This is a genomic window from Leisingera sp. ANG59 (assembly GCF_013317235.1).
Taxonomy (GTDB): Bacteria; Pseudomonadota; Alphaproteobacteria; order Rhodobacterales; family Rhodobacteraceae; genus Leisingera.
In genome coordinates this window covers 285,249-302,813 of sequence record NZ_WLCM01000001.1, presented here as the reverse complement: position 1 = coordinate 302,813, position 17,565 = coordinate 285,249, and the positions used below count along the sequence as shown (strand labels likewise).

The following is a 17,565-nucleotide window of genomic DNA, read 5'->3' as shown; positions in this document are numbered from 1 at the left end:
TGCCGCTCAAATCAGATGAACCCGTCGTACCACGCCGCTTCAGGAGACCCGCATGGCCGATCAGCCCCTTTCGCTTGCCGAACGCGCCGCCGAGGTGCTGACCACCGCCGGCGGGCGCGCCAAGACCGCCTTGTCGCGCCGCCATGCCGCCGAGTGGTTCGCCTACCGAAACGGCGAGGCGCCGGAAATCGCCATCGGCACCGCCAGCCCGCCGATGCATCCCGCGCGGCCCGAAAAGCCTGACCTGCTGAACCCGCGCGACGTGCCGAAGCGCAAGCCTGGGTCGGAGGCCGGCCGCATCGCCCTGCTACACGCGGTGGCCCATATCGAGCTCAACGCCGTCGACCTGCACTGGGACATCATCGCCCGCTTCTCGCATGTGCCGATGCCGCTGGGTTTCTTCGACGACTGGGTCAAGGCCGCGGATGAGGAATCCAAGCATTTCAACCTGATGTGCGACTGTCTTGAATCTTTGGGCAGCCATTACGGCGCCCTGCCTGCGCATGCCGGCATGTGGCGCGCTGCCGAGGACACGGCAGACGACCTGATGGGCCGCCTCGCCGTAGTGCCGATGGTGCTGGAGGCCCGCGGCCTCGACGTGACCCCCGGCATGATCGGCATCTTCCGCAAGGCGAACCTCCCCCAGGCGGTGGAGGCGCTGGAGCTGATCTATGCCGAAGAGGTCAGCCACGTCGCCTATGGCTCCAAATGGTTCAACTTCCTTTGCGGGCGGGACAACCTGGATCCCAAGGAGGAATTCCACGCGCTGGTGCGCAAGTATTTCCGCGGCGCGCTGAAGCCGCCCTTCAACGAGAAAAAGCGCGCCGACGCCGGGCTGCCGCCGGATTTCTACTGGCCGCTGGCCGACGAGGTGAAGCCGCTGCCGGGCTGGTGAACCGGCCCGGTCTTTACCTGGAGACCGTACAGGCGTAGACTGGGAGGCCCTGAAAACCCGGCTGAACCCATGTTCGAGAACGACTTTCCATTGCTGAGCACTGCAAGCCTTGTCGCGCTGATCATGCACAAGGCCGGCAGCGGTCCGGTGACATTGACCAATTGCGAAACCGCTCTCGCAACGCTTTTTCACCAGGCCAATGAAACCCCGGGCCTGCCGCCGGAGGAGCTTCGGGAACGGCTTGCCGGGCATCTCGCCGATCTCGAAACCGCCTGCATTCTCGAACCCTTGGGGACAGGCAGCTGGCAGCTGACCCGCCGCGGCCGCCAGGCGCTGGAACAGCACCCCGAGGGCCTCGACCAGACCGACCTCGCCCGATACCCGGAATTTGCCGAACACCTTCGCCACACCGCGCACAAGCCTTGCGGCATGGACCCGCGCGGCGCCCATTTCGACGAGGGGTTCCGTGCCGGCATGACCGGCCAGCCGATCACCGCCAATCCCTACGCCTTCGACAACGCCGACCATCAGGCTTGGGAAAGCGGCTGGAGCGAAGCGCAGGAAGACCGCCAAGGCTGACCCGCCCCGATCCGGCACGGCGCATCACCCGCCGGCAGGATGGCAAAGACTGCCTCTGGCAGCGCCTCAGCCATCCATGTCCACCCAGATATGGGCAACCGTCTCTGCCGGTGTTCCGTCTGGCTGCTTGTCCCGCCCATTGTACTTGGTGAATTCCGCAAATCCCCGAAGTTTTGCCGCCTGGATGTGACAGAAAGCCTCCTGCGAGAAGTAGATTGGCAGCCCGCTGCTGCCCTTGTGGCACCACACGGGCAGATGCGACAGGAACCTTGCACGTCCCAGCGAGTCGAACATTTTTGTTTACAAGGCGGGCGTCACATCACCGCGAAGGCAATTGTATTGCCTATCCTGATCCAGCAGGAGCACCGTGCGGCCGCAGACAAAGTGGTAATAATCCTGGCTCGAAATGCGTTGCCCCTTGGCATTGTACATCATGCAGGGGATGAACTGATGCGCGCCGTCCGGGTCCGCCGCCTGGATCGCCATTTTGAACGAAGCACTAATCACCGGATTGCCGGAAATTCACAGGCAGTCCGGAAGAAACTCAGGCACTCTGTCTCGCGCCAGCCGGACATTTCCAAACAGCTCCGGACAACCGCTCATGTCCGATGGGCGGTAAACCATCGCTTTCTCAGGTGTCCCCGGCAGCGCCAGAAGATGTGCATCAGTTCTGAAGCCCGCGCGTTTTCGGCTGTAGCTGCAAACATCCGGTTCAAACGCCGCTGGAAAGTCCCGAGCGTCCCCAAGGTCGGGCTTGTAACGGTAAACCGTCCGGCAGTTTTCCGGCTTCTGCATCTGTTCATTTACGGAAGGAAGGGATGGCATGGGAAGATCTTTCTTGGAAATGCCATGGCTTGCTATCAAGCCTGCCCTGGCCGCACAACTCTCCCGGCTTCTGCCGGCTTTGCCCCGGCCTCTGTCAGTAACCTCTGCCTCAGTATCCCACCCGCGGAATCCGGCTCGCCCGGCTCGGCAATTTCCCGCCGATCCCCTGCCCCAGACCGCCACGGCCCGCTGCAATGGGTCAACAGGCTTGCCCAAATGGCCAGCCCTGTCTATTGACTTCGGCCAAGGCCCCGGACGCTCCCCGCAGCGGCGCATCCCGGACCGGACGACGGGACAGACAGGGAAGTCACATTGCGCACACGGCTCGCGATCAGAATTCACAGCTTTCTCGAACGCCGCTTCCCGGAGCGGCGGGTGTTCCTCAAGTCCGACACCGACACCCGGTTCATCCGTCTGCGCTCCGAGACCCAGCTGGTGGCTGTGGGCGGTGTTACCCTGTTTGTGGCCTGGTCGATTGTCGCCACCGCCATCGTGCTGATGGACAGTATCGGCTCCGGCAACTTCCGCGAGCTGGCCAAGCGCGACCAGCAGACCTACCGCGCCCGGCTGAATTCCATTTCCGATGAACGCGACGCCCGCGCCGAAGAGGCGCTGGCCGCGCAGGAGCGCTTCAACGCCGCGCTGTCACAGATCTCTGTTATGCAGTCGGAACTCCTGGCCTCGGAAACCCGCCGCCGCGAGCTGGAAACCGGCATCGAGGTAATCCAGTCGACCCTGCGCGACACCATGACTCAGCGCGACGGCGCCCGCAAAGCCCTGGCGCAGCTGAAGGAAGAAACCGAGGGCGGCGCCAGCCCCCATGCCGTGATGGCCAGCGCCGAGGCGCAGATGGGCCTGCTCGCGGATGTGCTGGCTGACACCGCGACCGAACGCGACCAGATCCTGGCCGACGCCCGCGGCGCATTGGAGCAGCGCGACGAGCTGGAGCTGGAACTGCAGCTGATGAATGAGCGCAACAGCCAGATCTTCCGCCAGCTTGAAGAGGCGGTCGCGGTCTCTGTCACCCCGCTCGACAAGATGTTCCGCAATGCCGGCATGCCGCCCGACCGCATCCTCGAACAGGTGCGCCGCGGCTACAGCGGCCAGGGCGGCCCGCTGGAACCGCTGGCCATGTCCACCCGCGGCGAGGAACCCAGCCCCGAAGCGCTGCGCGCCAACGCCATTCTCGCCAAGCTCGATCAGCTGAACCTCTACCGGCTGGCCGCCCAGCAGGCGCCCTTTGCCACTCCGGTGAACCTCGGGCACGTGCGCCAGACCTCCGGCTTCGGCTACCGCCGCGACCCGAAAACAGGCGGCCGCCGCCTGCACAAGGGCTCCGATTTCGCCGGCAGCACCGGCACCGATATCTTTGCCACCGCCGACGGTGTTGTCACCCATGCCGGCTGGCAATCGGGCTACGGCAAGATGGTCACCATCCGCCACGCTTTCGGCATCGAAACCAGATACGCCCATAACTCCAGGATCCGCGTGACAAAGGGCCAAAGGGTCTCGCGCGGGGATCACATTGCTGATATGGGTAACACCGGACGGTCCACCGGGACCCACCTCCACTACGAGGTCAGGGTCAACGGGCAAGCTGTTAACCCCATGATCTACATCAAGGCTGCGAGAAATGTTTTCTAAGAGCAAAATCAACGAGCCCGGGCCGAAGCAGGCCGAAGCAACCCCGGCACCCGCGGCAGCACCGGCAGCTGCGCCTGCCGCCAGCGACTACTCTTCCAGCATGCCCAAGGCCAAGCCTGCCGCATCGCTGCTGAGCTCGGACCTGCACATCACCGGCAACGTCAAGACCACCGGCGACATCCAGGTCGAAGGCACCGTTGAAGGCGACATCCGCGCGCATCTGCTGACCGTCGGCGAAACCGCCACCATCAAGGGCGAAATCACTGCCGATGACGTTGTGATCAACGGCCGTATCGTCGGCCGCGTGCGCGGCCTCAAGGTGCGCCTGACCTCCACCGCACGGGTCGAGGGCGACATCATCCACAAGACTATCGCAATCGAAAGCGGCGCCCATTTCGAAGGCTCCGTGCAGCGTCAGGACGACCCGCTAAACCCGGGCGGCCGCAAGTCCGCCCCGGCGGCAGCTGCTGCCGCCCCTGCGTCCGCACCGGCCGCCGCAGCAGCGCCGTCGGCTGCCGTTCAGGCCGCCACCGCGGCCCGCAAAACCGAAAGCTGAGCCGCCACGGCAGGACCTCAGCACCGCCGGGTCTGACAGGGACCAGAAGCGCCGCAGGGGCACCCCTGCGGCGTTTTCTGTTGCGCACACCTTCCCTTACGTCTTGCAGCTACCGTCAGGGTTTTCCGGAATTCCTTTCCTTGCCCTTCTAAGTTGCCGGCGTTAAGGACTTGTTAGTTTCGCAAATTACTCGGCAAAGAACAGTTAACTGGGGACTTTTCATCATATGACGAATCTCACGATCAACGATCCATCCGGCACTTGGAGCCTGGATTTCCTGACCTCCGGATATTTTGACAACCCGACCCTGGTTTCCCAATCCAGCACGCACATTGTAATTGGCGGCAGCAGCGGCGCGACTATGACATTGACCGGAAACTTCTCCAGTTCGTCCTACTACTACTGGACCGTCAATTCGCTTTCCGTAAGCCAATACGGCACAACCCGGCTCTCCATTTCCTGGTTTGATTACTATTACTACGAATTGGACTATATCAGCGATTCCTCCTTGCTGAGCGGCAACGACAACATCGACGTCAATATTACCATCGGTCAAAACTTCAGCTCCTACGGCGGTAACGACACCCTCAAATTCGGCACCGGCAACGATACGTTGGACGGCGGCAGCGGCATCGACACGCTGATCATCAGCGACAATTTCGGCAATGCCACTGCAACCTCAAGCTACAGCACCCTGCTGATCGACAGCGCCGACGGCCTGGACCGCATCAGCGGCATCGAAATTCTCGAATTCACCAACCGGACGCTTGCCGTGACCGTGGGCAGCTCCAGCAGCAACAGCCTGCAGGGGAACACCATTTCCGGCGTGACCCATGACCTGATGCTGGGCGGGGGCGGCAATGACACGCTGCGCGGCCTCTCCGGCAATGACGTGCTGATCGGCGAGGACGGGTCCGACCGGCTCGAAGGCGGGGCCGGCCTCGACCAGCTGAACGGCGGCAACGGCCTGGATTCGCTGTTCGGCGGCGACGATTCCGACATTCTCTCGGGCCACTCGGGCGATGACCTCCTCGATGGCGGCCGCGGACAAGACAAGCTTATCGGCGGCACCGGCAGCGATAACATGAAGGGCGGCAACGGCAATGACCGCCTGATTGGCGGCGGCGGCAATGACACGATGTCCGGCGGCACCGGCAGCGACACGATGAACGGCGGCAACGGCCGCGACGTTCTGATCGGCCACAAGGGCGACGACCTGCTGACCGGCGGCGGCCGGGCCGATACCTTTGTGTTCCACAAGGGCCACGGCAACGACACCATCACCGATTTCACCGCCGGCCAGGACCACATCCAGATCGGCCGCGGCGCCTCGCGCCTGGGCCAGCTGGATTTTGAACAGCAGGGCGATGATGTGCTGGTGTCCTTTGCCAATGTGACCATCCTGGTCGAGGACATCACCGTGGCGCAACTGCAGGACGCGGACAACTTCCTGTTCTGAGCGCTCCAGCCAGACACGGGCGCATAAAGGCGCGCCAGCCCGGCGCGCCTTTTGTTATTTCAGCATCCATGTGCCGTCCGGCCAGAAGGCGTGGAAGGCAAAGGCGAACATCACGTCATGCGCCACGTCCCGCCCCTGCGCATCGCGCACGCGGACACTGCCGATGTCGCGCCCCTGTGCCAGCCTCCCAGTGTCCAGCGCCGAGGCCTGCCCCGCCCGCCAGCTCAGCACCAGACCGGCCTCGCGGATCTCCTCCTCCCGCGCCAGTCGGGCCAGCGGCCAGGCGCGGCTGCCGACGCGCACCACCCGCTGCATCGGCGCCAGCCCGTGCGGCGGCGGGCTGCCGTCATACAGGAACGGCCATTTCGCGGTGTCATAGCCGCGGTAGGGGTTGCGCCCGTAATCCCGGTTCCACCGCGGCTCAGCCATCACCAGCCCGTCCGGATTGCGGGCGGTGAACTCCTGCCAGCTCTCGACCCAGCTCGGCAGCGTCTTCAGCCGGGTGCCGGTCATCCGCCCGACAATTCCAGTGCCGGTCGCCTGCTGCCACCAGCTCTGGCTCTCGCGGTCATACATCACCATGTCGGAAAACCGCAGCTTGCCGCTGACCCCGAAGGACAGCACACCCGCAGCGGTGCGACGGTCGAATGTCATCGCTGAGTTGCACAGCGGGCAATAGGTGACCGCAACCGGCGCCCCCGCCACCACGTCGTTCACGATCTCATGCCAGGTCAGGTAACGCAGCGGATAGGCCCGCGGCTTGGCACCCTCCATCTCCAGCGTGATCACCGGCTCCCGCGGCTTGAGCCGCCGCGCATCGGAGGCCGCCACGAACTTCGGCGCGTCCAGCGCCGGTATCCCGTCCTTGCGCACCCCGCCGGAGCGGATCTGGCGCCACTCAGGCACAGCGGTGCGGCTGAAATCGGTCTGCGGCCACTCCCGCTTCCAGACCTGCGGATCGGCGTCAGCGCTCCACGGCAGCAGCAGCGCCAGACACACCATCAAACTCTTAAACATGACCAACGTCTCCCTGCCTCATTAGACGGCGGCAGACAGGCCCGGAACAGGGGCCGGCACGCGCTTGTGACCGGCTGTCATCCCTGCAAAAGCAAAGGCCCGCCCCCGGAATCCCGGGCGCGGGCCTTCTCCTTCCGGAAATCCGGTATGGCTTAATCGGTGACGGTCACCTTGGTCATCGCATCGGGCTGGCCGATCACCGACCCGTTCTGCCCGGCGCCGCGCTTGATCGCATCGACCACATCCATGCCCTCGGTCACCTTGCCGACAACCGTGTACTGGCCGTTCAGGAAATGGCCCGCATCGAACATGATGAAGAACTGCGAGTTGGCGCTGTTCGGGCTTTGCGAGCGCGCCATGCCCACGACGCCGCGGTCAAACGCCAGGTCAGAGAACTCGGCCGGCAGGTCCGGACGGCTGGAGCCGCCGCGCCCGGCATAGCTCATGTCGCCGCCTTCCAGCTTGCCGAACTCCACGTCGCCGGTCTGCGCCATGAAGCCCTCGATCACGCGGTGGAACACCACGCCATCGTATTGGCCTTCCGCCGCCAGCGCGGTGATCTGCTCCACATGCTTGGGCGCCACATCCTCGAACAGGTCGATTTTGATGGTGCCATTGGCCTCGCCTTCGACCTGGATTTCAAGGCCAGAGGCAAAGGCAGGCCCCGCCGCCAGCAGGGCCACCAGCGAAAGCGCCTTACGCATCCGCAGCAACCTTCACGGAGATCATCCGGTCCGGGTTCGCAGGCGGCTCGCCGCGGGTGATCGCGTCCACATGCTCCATGCCTTCGATGACACGGCCGTAAACGGTGTACTGGCCGTTCAGGAAGTGGTTGTCCTTGAAGTTGATGAAGAACTGCGAGTTTGCGGAGTTCGGGTTCTGCGACCGCGCCGCGCCCAGGGTGCCGCGGTCATGCGGCAGCTTGGAGAACTCGGCCGGCAGATCCGGCAGGCTGGAGCCGCCGGTGCCCGCCATGCGGATGTTGAAGCCGTCTTCCATGTCGCCGTTGGCCACGTCGCCGGTCTGCGCCATGAAACCGTCGATCACGCGGTGGAAGCAGACGTTGTCATATTCGCCGCCGCGGGCCAGTTCCTTCATCCGCTCGGAATGCTTCGGCGCCACGTCGGGCAGCAGCTCGATCACCACATTGCCGTCTTTCAGCTCGATGATGATGGTGTTTTCGGGATCTTTAATCTCGGCCATCTGGCCCTCCTGTCGTCGAAATTTGCACAGATACCTAAGCCCAGAGCCCGGAAATGCCAAGGGAGCATTGACTGATGCGCAAAAACCCCCGAAACAGCCCGCGGATTTGACTGCACTTTCACCATAAGGGGTCTCGAAAGATGGGCTGGAAAACACTCGACGACATGGATCTGAACGGCAAGCGCGTGCTGGTGCGCGTGGATATCAACGTGCCGATCGTCGACGGCGTGGTGACCGACTCCACCCGCATCCGCCGCATCGCCCCCACCGTGCACGATATCCTGGCCGCAGGCGGCAAGCCGATCCTGCTGGCGCACTTCGGCCGCCCCGGCGGCGAGCGGCGCGAGAACCTGTCGCTAAACCAGCTGGTTCCGACGCTGGAGCGCGCCTTTGAAACCAAGGTTCTGTTTGCTGCCGATTGCGTCGGCGCAGGCGCCGAGGCCGCAGCCGATGCCCTGCAGCCCGGCGAAGTTCTCCTCTTGGAAAACACCCGCTTCCACGCCGCTGAGACCAAGAACGACCCGGACCTGGCGGCCGGCATGGCGCGCCTGGGCGAGGTCTACTGCAACGACGCCTTCTCCGCCGCCCACCGCGCCCACAGCTCGACCGAGGCGCTGGCCCGCCTGCTGCCCGCCTGCGCCGGCCGCCTGATGCAGGCCGAACTGGAAGCGCTGGAAAGCGCCCTGGGCCAGCCGCAGCGCCCGGTCACTGCCGTGGTTGGCGGCGCCAAGGTCTCCACCAAGCTGGAGCTTCTGGGCAACCTGATCGAGAAGGTCGACCACCTGGTGATCGGCGGCGGCATGGCCAACACCTTCCTGGTGGCCAAGGGCCTGCCGGTCGGCATTTCGCTGGCCGAGCGCATCATGAAGGACACCGCAGCCGAGATCCTCGCCAAGGCCGAAGCCGCGGGCTGCGAGATCATCCTGCCCTCCGACATCGTGGTCGCCAAAAAGTTCGAATCCAACGCCCCGCATGAAATCCTGCCCGCCGATCAATGCCCCGAGGACGGCATGATCCTGGACGCAGGCCCGGACAGCGTCGCCCGCATCATCGAGGTGTTTGCCAACAGCAAGACCCTGATCTGGAACGGCCCTCTCGGCGCGTTTGAGCTGGAGCCTTTTGATGCCGCCACCAACTCTGCCGCGTTGAAAGCAGCGGCCATGACCCGCTCCGGCCAGCTGATCTCCGTGGCCGGCGGCGGCGACACCGTGGCGGCGCTGAACGCCTCGGGTGCTGCCGGCGACTTCACCTATATCTCCACCGCCGGCGGCGCCTTCCTGGAATGGATGGAAGGCAAAGTGCTGCCCGGCGTCGCAGCGCTGGACCAGTAACGACGCACCAAAGCCTGCCCGTGTTTTGATGCCCCGACCGCCCCGGTCGGGGCATTTCCTGTTCTCAGGGTAAAAACTGCGCCTGTGGACAGTTTTGGGATTCCCAAGTCGATTCGCCTGTGGCATAGTCCCTCCAGACGCCGGCAAACGGCGCAAAATACAAGACTAGCAGTAACATACAGGCACCTCCAAAGTGACCCGAAGCACACGGCCGTCCCTCGGCGTCATCGCCTTTTTTGCGATCGCATTCGCGCTCAGCGCGTATTTCACCTTTGCGGCGGTACAGGGCGACTTCGGGCTGTTCAGACGGGTTGAGATCCAGGCCGAAGCGGAAGAACTTCAGCAGGATCTCAGCCGCCTCCAGTCCCGCATCAGCGAGATGGAGAACCTGACCCGCCGCCTGTCCGACGATTACCTCGACCTCGACCTCCTCGACGAACAGGCACGCACGGTTCTCGGTCTCGTCCGCGCGGACGAGATCGTGATCCGCTGATCCATTCAGCAGAGATTGCCGTCGGCCGCTCCGCAGCCAGCGGCACGACCGTCAAAGCAGCCGGACCGAAATACCGCCATCAACGGAGACCGGAGCGCCGGTCACAAAGCTCGCCCTGTCCGACAGCAGAAACATCGCCGACTGGGCGATCTCCTTGGGCTCCGCCATCCGCTTGAGCGGGTGCAAACCGGCGATGAACTCATGCGTCGCTGGATCGTCGCCAGCCATGTCCGTCCTGGTGCCCCCCCCGGCAGGATCGTATTCACCCGGATCCCCTCCGCCGCATGGTCTGAGGCCAGCGATTGGGTCAGCCCCAGCAACCCGGCTTTTGACGCTGCATAGGCCGCCATGCCCGGCATGCCGCCGTTGCTGACGCCAACAAAGGTCCCGGTAAAGACAATGGACCCGCCGCCCTGCCGCTGCAGCGCTGGGATCTGCGCCCTAGCACAGAGAAATGCGCTGGTGAGGTTGGTCGTCAGGACGGATTGCCAATTGCCCGGCTCCATCTCCGCAATGGGGCCCATATCCCCCATCATGCCTGCATTGTTAAACGCGCCGTCCAGACCGCCAAAGCGTTCCTCCGCCAATTCAACTAGCGCCTTGGCATAAGCCGCGTCGCAATCAGCCCCGGCCAGGAAAACGGCGTTCCCATTGCTATTCCCGATCTGCCCGGCAATAGCCTTCAGCCGTACCTCCCTGCGCGCGCCCAGCACCACATTCGCCCCCTCGGCGGCAAACAAGAGCGCCGCGGCCGCGCCGATCCCGCTGCTCGCCCCGGTAATGATGATTGTCTTGTCCTTCAGTTCCATGGTCATGCCTTTCGCTTTTTGCACGTTAATCAGCAAAAAAGGAAAGCCGGTGCGCAGCGACCCGTTTCTTGCGCTTGCCGCGCACCCCGAAAAGGAAGGCGCAAGATCCGGGCCGGCGGGGCAGCACCAAACAGGCTCTCCCTTCACCGGCCCCGCAAGCGTTGCATTTTTGCGCGTCCGTCGGCGGATCTTTACCCCGCGTCCGCCCCGCGTCAGAATAGCACTATTCAGCCGCGGCAAAACCCGCTATGAATTTGTTTAACACTAAACTATCTAGCCTTCAGGGGGAGCTGACCACCATGGCCGCTAGAAAAAGCGCAAAGAAACCAAACGTTTCTGCCGAAGAACTGACAAAACACTACCGCGAGATGCTGCTGATCCGCCGATTCGAAGAGAAATCCGGCCAGCTTTACGGCATGGGCCTGATCGGGGGCTTCTGCCACCTGTACATCGGCCAGGAAGCGGTTGTCGTCGGTCTTGAGGCGGCAGCAGAGGAAGGCGACAAGCGCGTCACCTCCTACCGCGACCACGGCCATATGCTGGCCTGCGGCATGGACCCGGACGGCGTCATGGCCGAGCTCACCGGCCGCGAGGGCGGCTACTCCAAGGGCAAGGGCGGCTCGATGCACATGTTCTCGAAAGAGAAGCATTTCTATGGCGGCCACGGCATCGTCGGCGCCCAGGTGCCGATCGGCGCCGGCCTTGCGTTCGCCGACAAGTACAAGGGCAACGGGCGCGTCACCTTCGCCTATTTCGGCGACGGCGCCGCCAACCAGGGCCAGGTCTATGAGACCTTCAACATGGCCGCCCTGTGGAAGCTGCCGGTGGTCTTCGTGATCGAGAACAACCAGTACGCCATGGGCACCGCGCAGCAGCGCTCCACCTCCAGCGCCGAGATCTGGGAACGCGGCAAGGCCTTCGGCATCCCGGGCGAAGCGGTCGACGGCATGAACGTGCTGTCAGTGAAGGAAGCCGGCGAGCGCGCCGTGGCCCACTGCCGCAGCGGCGACGGCCCCTATATCCTCGAGGTCAAGACCTACCGCTACCGCGGCCACTCGATGTCGGACCCGGCCAAGTACCGCACCCGCGAAGAGGTCCAGAAAATGCGCGAGGAGCGCGACCCGATCGAGCAGGTCCGCGAGATGCTGCTGACCGGCAAACACGCGACCGAGGAAGACCTCAAGGCGATCGACAAGGAGATCAAGGAGATCGTCAACAAGTCCGCCGAGTTTGCCAAGGAAAGCCCGGAACCGGCCCTCGAAGAACTCTGGACCGACATCTACGCGGACGAAGTGCCGCAGGAAACCGCCTGAGAGGGAAGACAAAGACATGGCAACTGAAATTCTTATGCCCGCCCTGTCGCCGACCATGGAGGAAGGCACCCTGGCCAAATGGCTGGTCAAGGAAGGCGATACCGTGAACTCCGGCGACATCCTCGCCGAGATCGAAACCGACAAGGCGACGATGGAGTTTGAGGCCGTCGACGAAGGCACCGTCGGCAAGATCCTGATCGGTGAAGGCACCGAAGGGGTCAAGGTGAACACCCCCATCGCGGTGCTGGTCGAAGACGGCGAAAGCGCCGATGACTACGAGGCCAGCAGCGCCAAGGAAGAGGCCCCTGCCGAGGAAGCGCCCACCGACAAACCCGCCGCCGCCGCGCCGCAGAAGGAACCCGCCATGCCGGCCAAGGTTCTCGAACCGGACTACCCGGAATGCACCGAGATGGTGCAGACCACCGTGCGCGAAGCGCTGCGCGACGCCATGGCCGAGGAAATGCGCCGCGACGAGGACGTGTTCCTGATGGGCGAGGAAGTCGCTGAATACCAGGGCGCCTACAAGGTCAGCCAGGGCCTGCTGGACGAATTCGGCGCCAAGCGGGTGATCGACACCCCGATCACCGAGCACGGCTTCACCGGCATCGCCACCGGCGCGGCCTTTGGCGGTCTGCGGCCGATTGTCGAGTTCATGACCTTCAACTTCGCCATGCAGGCGATTGACCAGATCATCAACTCAGCAGCCAAGACGCTGTATATGTCCGGCGGCCAGATGGGCGCGCCGATGGTGTTCCGCGGCCCCAACGGCGCCGCCGCCCGTGTCGGTGCCCAGCACAGCCAGGACTATGCCGCCTGGTACATGCAGATCCCGGGCCTCAAGGTGGTGATGCCCTACTCCGCCGCCGACGCCAAAGGCCTGATGAAAACCGCGATCCGCGACCCCAACCCGGTGATCTTCCTGGAGAACGAAATCCTCTACGGCCGCGCCTTCGACGTGCCCAAGCTCGATGATTTCACCATCCCCTTCGGCAAGGCCCGGATCTGGCGCGAAGGCTCCGACGCCACCATCGTCTCCTTCGGCATCGGCATGCAATACGCGCTGGAAGCCGCCGACAAGCTGGCCCAGGACGGCATCGCGGCTGAGGTCATCGACCTGCGGACGCTCCGGCCCATGGACCTGCCCACGGTGATTGAATCGGTCAAGAAGACCAACCGCCTGGTCACCGTCGAGGAAGGCTGGCCGCAGGGCTCCGTCGGCAGCTACATCGCCTCCGAAGTGCAGCGCGAGGCGTTCGACTACCTGGACGCGCCGGTTGTGACCTGCACCGGCAAGGACGTGCCAATGCCCTATGCCGCCAACCTGGAACGCCACGCGCTGATCACCACGGATGAGGTGGTCGAGGCGGTGAAGCAAGTCACCTACCGCTAAGGACGAAGATGGAGATCAGGGGCCGCGATCCCGAAACCGAATGCTACCGCGTCACACTGACCGTCGACGGGCGCACAGTCACTGCACTGGTTCCCGAACGGCTGGCAGCGGACACGAGGCTGATCGGCGCGCGGCCCTCCCATCAGGAAGCCTACGTCTGGATGGCGGAGAAGAAAGACAAGATCGAAGCCGCGATTACCCAACTGGCCCGCGGCACCCGGCGCCCCAGGGCGCCCTATGACCAAATTGTTCTGATTGAGGAGCGCTGACATGCCCACCGAAATCCTGATGCCCGCGCTTTCTCCCACCATGGAGGAAGGCACCCTTGCCAAATGGCTGGTCAAGGAGGGCGACACCGTCGCCTCCGGCGACCTGATCGCCGAGATCGAAACCGACAAGGCCACCATGGAATTTGAAGCCGTGGACGAAGGCGTGGTCGGCAAGATCCTGATCGCCGAAGGCTCCGAGGGCGTGAAGGTCAACACCCCCATCGCGGTGCTGCTGGACGACGGCGAAAGTGCCGATGACATCCAGTCCTCCGGCACCGCCAACGGCGCTGCCGCCGCCCCGGCCAAGGAAGCCAAGGAAGCCAAGGAAGAGGCGCCTGCCGAAGCCAAGTCCGAAGCGCCCAAGGAACAGGCCAAAGCCGCCCCCGCCGCGCCGCAGGGCGCCGACGGCAACCGCATCTTCGCCTCCCCGCTGGCCCGCCGCATCGCCGCCGACAAGGGCCTGGACCTGAGCGCAATCAAGGGCTCCGGCCCCAAGGGCCGCATCGTCAAGGCCGACGTCATGGATGCGAAGCCGCAGGCTGCTGCAGCCGCAGCGCCCAAGGCGGAGGCCGCAGCTGCCGCTCCTGCCGCAGCACCCGCCGGCCCCTCCGCAGACATGGTCGCCCGCATGTACGAGGGCCGCGAGTACGAAGAAGTCAAACTGGACGGCATGCGCAAGACCATCGCCGCCCGCCTGACCGAGGCCAAGCAGACCATCCCGCATTTCTACCTGCGCCGCGACATCCAGCTCGACGCGCTCTTGAAATTCCGGGGCGAGCTGAACAAGCAGCTCGAGGGCCGCGGCGTGAAGCTCTCGGTCAACGACTTCATCATCAAGGCGGTTGCGCTGGCGTTGCAAGCTGTGCCGGATGCCAACGCGGTCTGGGCCGGCGACCGGGTCCTCAAGATGAAAGCTTCCGACGTGGCGGTTGCCGTCGCCATCGAGGGCGGCCTGTTCACCCCCGTCCTGCAGGACAGCGACACCAAATCCCTCTCGGCGCTCTCGGCAGAGATGAAAGACCTCGCCTCCCGCGCCCGCGACCGCAAGCTGGCCCCGCATGAATACCAGGGCGGCAGCTTTGCGATCTCCAACCTCGGCATGTTCGGCATCGACAACTTCGACGCCATCGTGAACCCGCCGCACGCGGGCATCCTGGCGGTCGGCTCCGGCGTCAAGAAGCCGGTTGTGGGTTCCGACGGCGAACTGAAGGTCGCCACCGTGATGAGCGTCACCATGTCGGTCGACCACCGCGTCATCGACGGCGCCCTCGGCGCGGACCTCTTGAAGGCGATCGTCGACAACCTGGAAAACCCGATGGTGATGCTGGCCTGATAGGCCGCCGCCATGAGAAACCTAAAAAGCCCCGGTCCACGACCGGGGCTTTTCATTTGTGATGCAGCCGCCCGCCTCAAGGGTCCGCTTCACACCCAGTGCGGTCCCGGCTCAAGACTCTGGCTGCAAAGACCCCTCCTCCGCCGACGGCACGGCCCGCCGATACAGATGCCACGTGGTGTGCCCCAGAACCGGCAGCGTGATGATCAGGCCCAGAAACGCCGGCACCAGCGACAGCAGCATGGCGGCGGAGATGATCGCCGCCCAGCCCAGCATGACCACCGGATTTTCCGCAACCGCGCGGATCGACGTCAGCATGGCCGTCACGAAATTGGTTTCCCGGTCGAGCAGCATGGGCATGGCCACAACGGTTACCGTGAACAAGACCGCCGACAGAAACGCGCCGGCACAGGTGCCAACCGCAAGAAAGGCCCAGCCCTGCGGAGTAAAGAAGACCGTGTGCAGGAACCCATCGAAATCCGAGAAGGACGCATCCTGCAGGATGATCGCCAGCCAAAGCCGGACCTGATACATCCACACCCAGAAGATGAACAGGGTGACAAAGGCCATCCATCCCATTTCGCGGTTGCGCTGCCTGGCCATGACGGTGAGGATTTCAGACCAGCCGAAGTTTTCCCCCGCCTGCATCCGCCGCGACATCTCATAAAGCCCGGCAGCGGCAAAAGGCGCCACCAGCGGAAAGCCCACAGCGGCGGGAATGATCATCCAGATCTTGCCCAGCCAGACCAGGCACCACACAAACAGAATGCCGAAAACCGCATAGAACACGCCAAAGAAGCCGCTCATGACGGGGCGCGCCAGAAAATCGGAAAACCCGGCCTTCAGCGACGCGCTGATATCGCCCGCAGTCAATCTATTGACCTCAAGAACGCTCCGCGGCCGCGGCTTCAGCTTGTCCGGTGATGGAGACCCTTCAGTATTGGATGTCATGGCACACTCCTCCCAAAGCACGACGCTGCTCTGGCCCCCGTGCAAACGGACCAAGCGGTGAAACAGACATCCCTCCTGTACATGGAAGTGTGCAACAGCCCGGACACAAGGGCAAGGGGCGTGCAATGCAGCAAAGCTCCGCACAGCGATCACACAGGCACGCGGGGGCCCAACCCACAAGCGCCAAAAACCCGGCCGGAGAAAGGGAGCACAACCGCGCCCCCTTCTTCTTTGTCCAAATACTCGCCTGCGCAACGTAAGCCGCAAGCATAACGCCAGCGGCGGTGCGCAGATCAGTACTGATAGCCGGGGGTCGAGGCCGACAGCGCCTGCTCCGCCTCATCCATTTCGGCAGGAATATCCTCAAACAGCGGTGTCGACAGATACCGCTCGCCGGTATCCGGCAGCACCGCCAGCAGCACCGAGCCCTCCGGCGCGCTCTCCGCCACCTTCATCGCCGCCGCCAGGCTGCCGCCGCTGGAAATCCCCGCCAGGATGCCTTCCTCCGCCGCCAGCCGCCGGGACCACTTGATGCTCTCGTCACCGCTCACCGGCTCCAGCGCATCAAAATAATCCTTGTCCAGCGCCTCCTGCAGCACCAGCGGGATGAAATCCGGGGTCCAGCCCTGGATCGGATGCGGGTTGAACGCCGGATGGGTCGCCGCCGGCTCGCCCTCACCGTTGCGTTCCTGACCCTGCCCCGACTGCACCAGCGCCGCGTTGGACGGCTCGCTGAGGGTGATCTTCAGATCAGGCCGCGCGCCCTTCAGCACCCGCCCCAGGCCCGAGACGGTGCCGCCGGTGCCATAACCCAGAACCACATGATCCAGCCGCGCGCCCTCGAAATCGCCCAGGATTTCCCGCGCGGTGGTGGCCTCGTGGATGTCGGCGTTGTCCTTGGTCTCGAACTGATGCGCCAGGAACCAGCCGTTCTGCTCCGCCAGTTCGCGGGCCTTCATCACCATGCCGACTGCCTTGTCCTCCTTGCGGGTCAGCACCACCTTGGCGCCCAGCATCCGCATCAGCCGCCGCCGCTCGACCGAGAAGCCGTCATGCATGGTGATCACCAGCGGATAGCCCTTGGCGGCGCACACCATCGCCAGGCCGATGCCGGTGTTACCGCTGGTCGCCTCCACCACGGTCTGGCCCGGCTTCAGCCGCCCCTCGCGTTCGGCCGCCTCGATGATGTTCAGCGCCAGCCGGTCCTTAACCGACCCCGCCGGATTGAATGCCTCGAACTTCACATACATGGTGACGTGGCTTGGCGCGATGTTGTTCAGCCGGATTGCGGGCGTGTTGCCCACCGTCTCCAGAATCGAGCCAAACAGCCGCCCGCGGCCTTCGGTCGTGTAAATCATGTTCTGTCCCCCGTTTTTCAACTGTCTGAATTCAATGTGTTTCCAGAAGCATATGCGCCTTGCGGCGCCGTCAATCAAGCCAGCCCTGGGCCCAGCCTGAAGCTTTAAGGACCACCATCGGCCCAGCCCGCCCGGAACCG

Annotated in this window: 18 protein-coding genes and 1 pseudogene; 11 read left to right on the top strand and 8 right to left on the bottom strand. The window is 64.1% G+C overall.

All coding sequences use genetic code 11. The features are described from left to right. Positions 1 to 52 precede the first annotated feature (52 nt). Together GKC28_RS01550 and GKC28_RS01545 are read left to right on the top strand one after the other, a co-directional pair. Positions 53 to 895: a ferritin-like domain-containing protein gene (locus tag GKC28_RS01550; protein WP_174144773.1), complete on the top strand. Its 843-nt coding sequence runs from the start codon at positions 53 to 55 to the stop codon at positions 893 to 895. A gap of 69 nt (positions 896 to 964) precedes the next feature. Next, positions 965 to 1,474 carry a hypothetical protein gene (locus tag GKC28_RS01545; protein ID WP_174144772.1) on the top strand — a complete coding sequence of 170 codons (510 nt, stop codon included), beginning with the start codon at positions 965 to 967 and terminating at the stop codon, positions 1,472 to 1,474. A gap of 66 nt (positions 1,475 to 1,540) precedes the next feature. Here the strand turns inward: GKC28_RS01545 and GKC28_RS01540 are convergent, their stop codons facing one another. After that, positions 1,541 to 1,768 carry a hypothetical protein gene (locus tag GKC28_RS01540; protein ID WP_174144771.1) on the bottom strand — a complete coding sequence of 76 codons (228 nt, stop codon included), beginning with the start codon at positions 1,766 to 1,768 and terminating at the stop codon, positions 1,541 to 1,543. A gap of 6 nt (positions 1,769 to 1,774) precedes the next feature. After that, positions 1,775 to 1,960, bottom strand: a complete 186-nt coding sequence (locus GKC28_RS01535) for a hypothetical protein (protein WP_174144770.1) — start codon at positions 1,958 to 1,960, stop codon at positions 1,775 to 1,777. Between the two features lie 651 nt (positions 1,961 to 2,611). Between GKC28_RS01535 and GKC28_RS01530 the strand changes: the two genes are divergently transcribed. The 3 genes from GKC28_RS01530 (at position 2,612) to GKC28_RS01520 (ending at position 5,958) form a co-directional block, all read left to right on the top strand. Beyond that, the gene (locus tag GKC28_RS01530) at positions 2,612 to 3,943 is read left to right on the top strand and encodes a M23 family metallopeptidase (protein ID WP_174144769.1); all 1,332 of its coding nucleotides are present in this window, start codon (positions 2,612 to 2,614) and stop codon (positions 3,941 to 3,943) included. Beyond that, the gene (locus GKC28_RS01525; protein ID WP_174144768.1) at positions 3,933 to 4,499 is read left to right on the top strand and encodes a polymer-forming cytoskeletal protein; all 567 of its coding nucleotides are present in this window, start codon (positions 3,933 to 3,935) and stop codon (positions 4,497 to 4,499) included. Before GKC28_RS01530 ends, GKC28_RS01525 begins: the two co-directional genes overlap by 11 nt. Before the next feature lie 226 nt (positions 4,500 to 4,725). Further along, complete coding sequence (locus GKC28_RS01520; RefSeq protein WP_174144767.1) at positions 4,726 to 5,958, top strand: calcium-binding protein; 1,233 nt, start codon at positions 4,726 to 4,728, stop codon at positions 5,956 to 5,958. A 54-nt stretch (positions 5,959 to 6,012) separates the two neighbouring features. Here GKC28_RS01520 and GKC28_RS01515 read toward each other — a convergent pair whose 3' ends face one another. From GKC28_RS01515 to GKC28_RS01505, 3 genes are all read right to left on the bottom strand, one after another. After that, on the bottom strand, positions 6,013 to 6,975 hold the full coding sequence (locus tag GKC28_RS01515) for a DUF3179 domain-containing protein (RefSeq protein WP_174144766.1): 963 nt from the start codon (positions 6,973 to 6,975) through the stop codon (positions 6,013 to 6,015). Positions 6,976 to 7,127: 152 nt separating this feature from the next. After that, positions 7,128 to 7,679, bottom strand: coding sequence for a peptidylprolyl isomerase (locus tag GKC28_RS01510; protein WP_174144765.1), 552 nt, complete (start codon positions 7,677 to 7,679; stop codon positions 7,128 to 7,130). Further along, positions 7,672 to 8,178 (bottom strand): peptidylprolyl isomerase, encoded by a 507-nt coding sequence (locus GKC28_RS01505; RefSeq protein WP_019296866.1) that lies wholly within the window; start codon positions 8,176 to 8,178, stop codon positions 7,672 to 7,674. Before GKC28_RS01505 ends, GKC28_RS01510 begins: the two co-directional genes overlap by 8 nt. Positions 8,179 to 8,318: 140 nt before the next feature. Here GKC28_RS01505 and pgk point away from each other — a divergent pair, with 140 nt between their 5' ends. Continuing rightward, on the top strand, positions 8,319 to 9,509 hold the full coding sequence (gene pgk, locus GKC28_RS01500) for a phosphoglycerate kinase (RefSeq protein ID WP_174144764.1): 1,191 nt from the start codon (positions 8,319 to 8,321) through the stop codon (positions 9,507 to 9,509). 193 nt (positions 9,510 to 9,702) lie between these two features. Then, positions 9,703 to 10,002 (top strand): septum formation initiator family protein, encoded by a 300-nt coding sequence (locus GKC28_RS01495; RefSeq protein ID WP_174144763.1) that lies wholly within the window; start codon positions 9,703 to 9,705, stop codon positions 10,000 to 10,002. Between the two features lie 51 nt (positions 10,003 to 10,053). Here GKC28_RS01495 and GKC28_RS01490 read toward each other — a convergent pair. Beyond that, positions 10,054 to 10,811: pseudogene (locus GKC28_RS01490) on the bottom strand (SDR family oxidoreductase). Between the two features lie 299 nt (positions 10,812 to 11,110). On the opposite strand from GKC28_RS01490, the gene pdhA reads away from it, so the two are divergent. The 4 genes from pdhA to GKC28_RS01470 are packed head-to-tail and all read left to right on the top strand — an operon-like array spanning position 11,111 to position 15,116. Then, positions 11,111 to 12,124, top strand: coding sequence for a pyruvate dehydrogenase (acetyl-transferring) E1 component subunit alpha (pdhA, locus tag GKC28_RS01485; protein ID WP_174144762.1), 1,014 nt, complete (start codon positions 11,111 to 11,113; stop codon positions 12,122 to 12,124). A gap of 16 nt (positions 12,125 to 12,140) precedes the next feature. Then, positions 12,141 to 13,514, top strand: a complete 1,374-nt coding sequence (locus tag GKC28_RS01480; protein ID WP_174144761.1) for a pyruvate dehydrogenase complex E1 component subunit beta — start codon at positions 12,141 to 12,143, stop codon at positions 13,512 to 13,514. Positions 13,515 to 13,522: 8 nt separating this feature from the next. Next, a complete protein-coding gene (locus GKC28_RS01475; RefSeq protein ID WP_174144760.1) occupies positions 13,523 to 13,783 on the top strand; it encodes a hypothetical protein in 261 nt (86 codons plus the stop codon). 1 nt (position 13,784) lies between these two features. Continuing rightward, entirely contained in the window at positions 13,785 to 15,116 is a 1,332-nt protein-coding gene (locus GKC28_RS01470; protein WP_174144759.1) for a pyruvate dehydrogenase complex dihydrolipoamide acetyltransferase, read from the top strand. 111 nt (positions 15,117 to 15,227) lie between these two features. Here the strand turns inward: GKC28_RS01470 and GKC28_RS01465 are convergent, their stop codons facing one another. Continuing rightward, on the bottom strand, positions 15,228 to 16,067 hold the full coding sequence (locus GKC28_RS01465) for a DUF2189 domain-containing protein (protein ID WP_174144758.1): 840 nt from the start codon (positions 16,065 to 16,067) through the stop codon (positions 15,228 to 15,230). Positions 16,068 to 16,360: 293 nt separating this feature from the next. Next, positions 16,361 to 17,425 carry a cysteine synthase A gene (gene cysK, locus GKC28_RS01460; protein ID WP_174144757.1) on the bottom strand — a complete coding sequence of 355 codons (1,065 nt, stop codon included), beginning with the start codon at positions 17,423 to 17,425 and terminating at the stop codon, positions 16,361 to 16,363. Positions 17,426 to 17,565 lie beyond the last annotated feature (140 nt).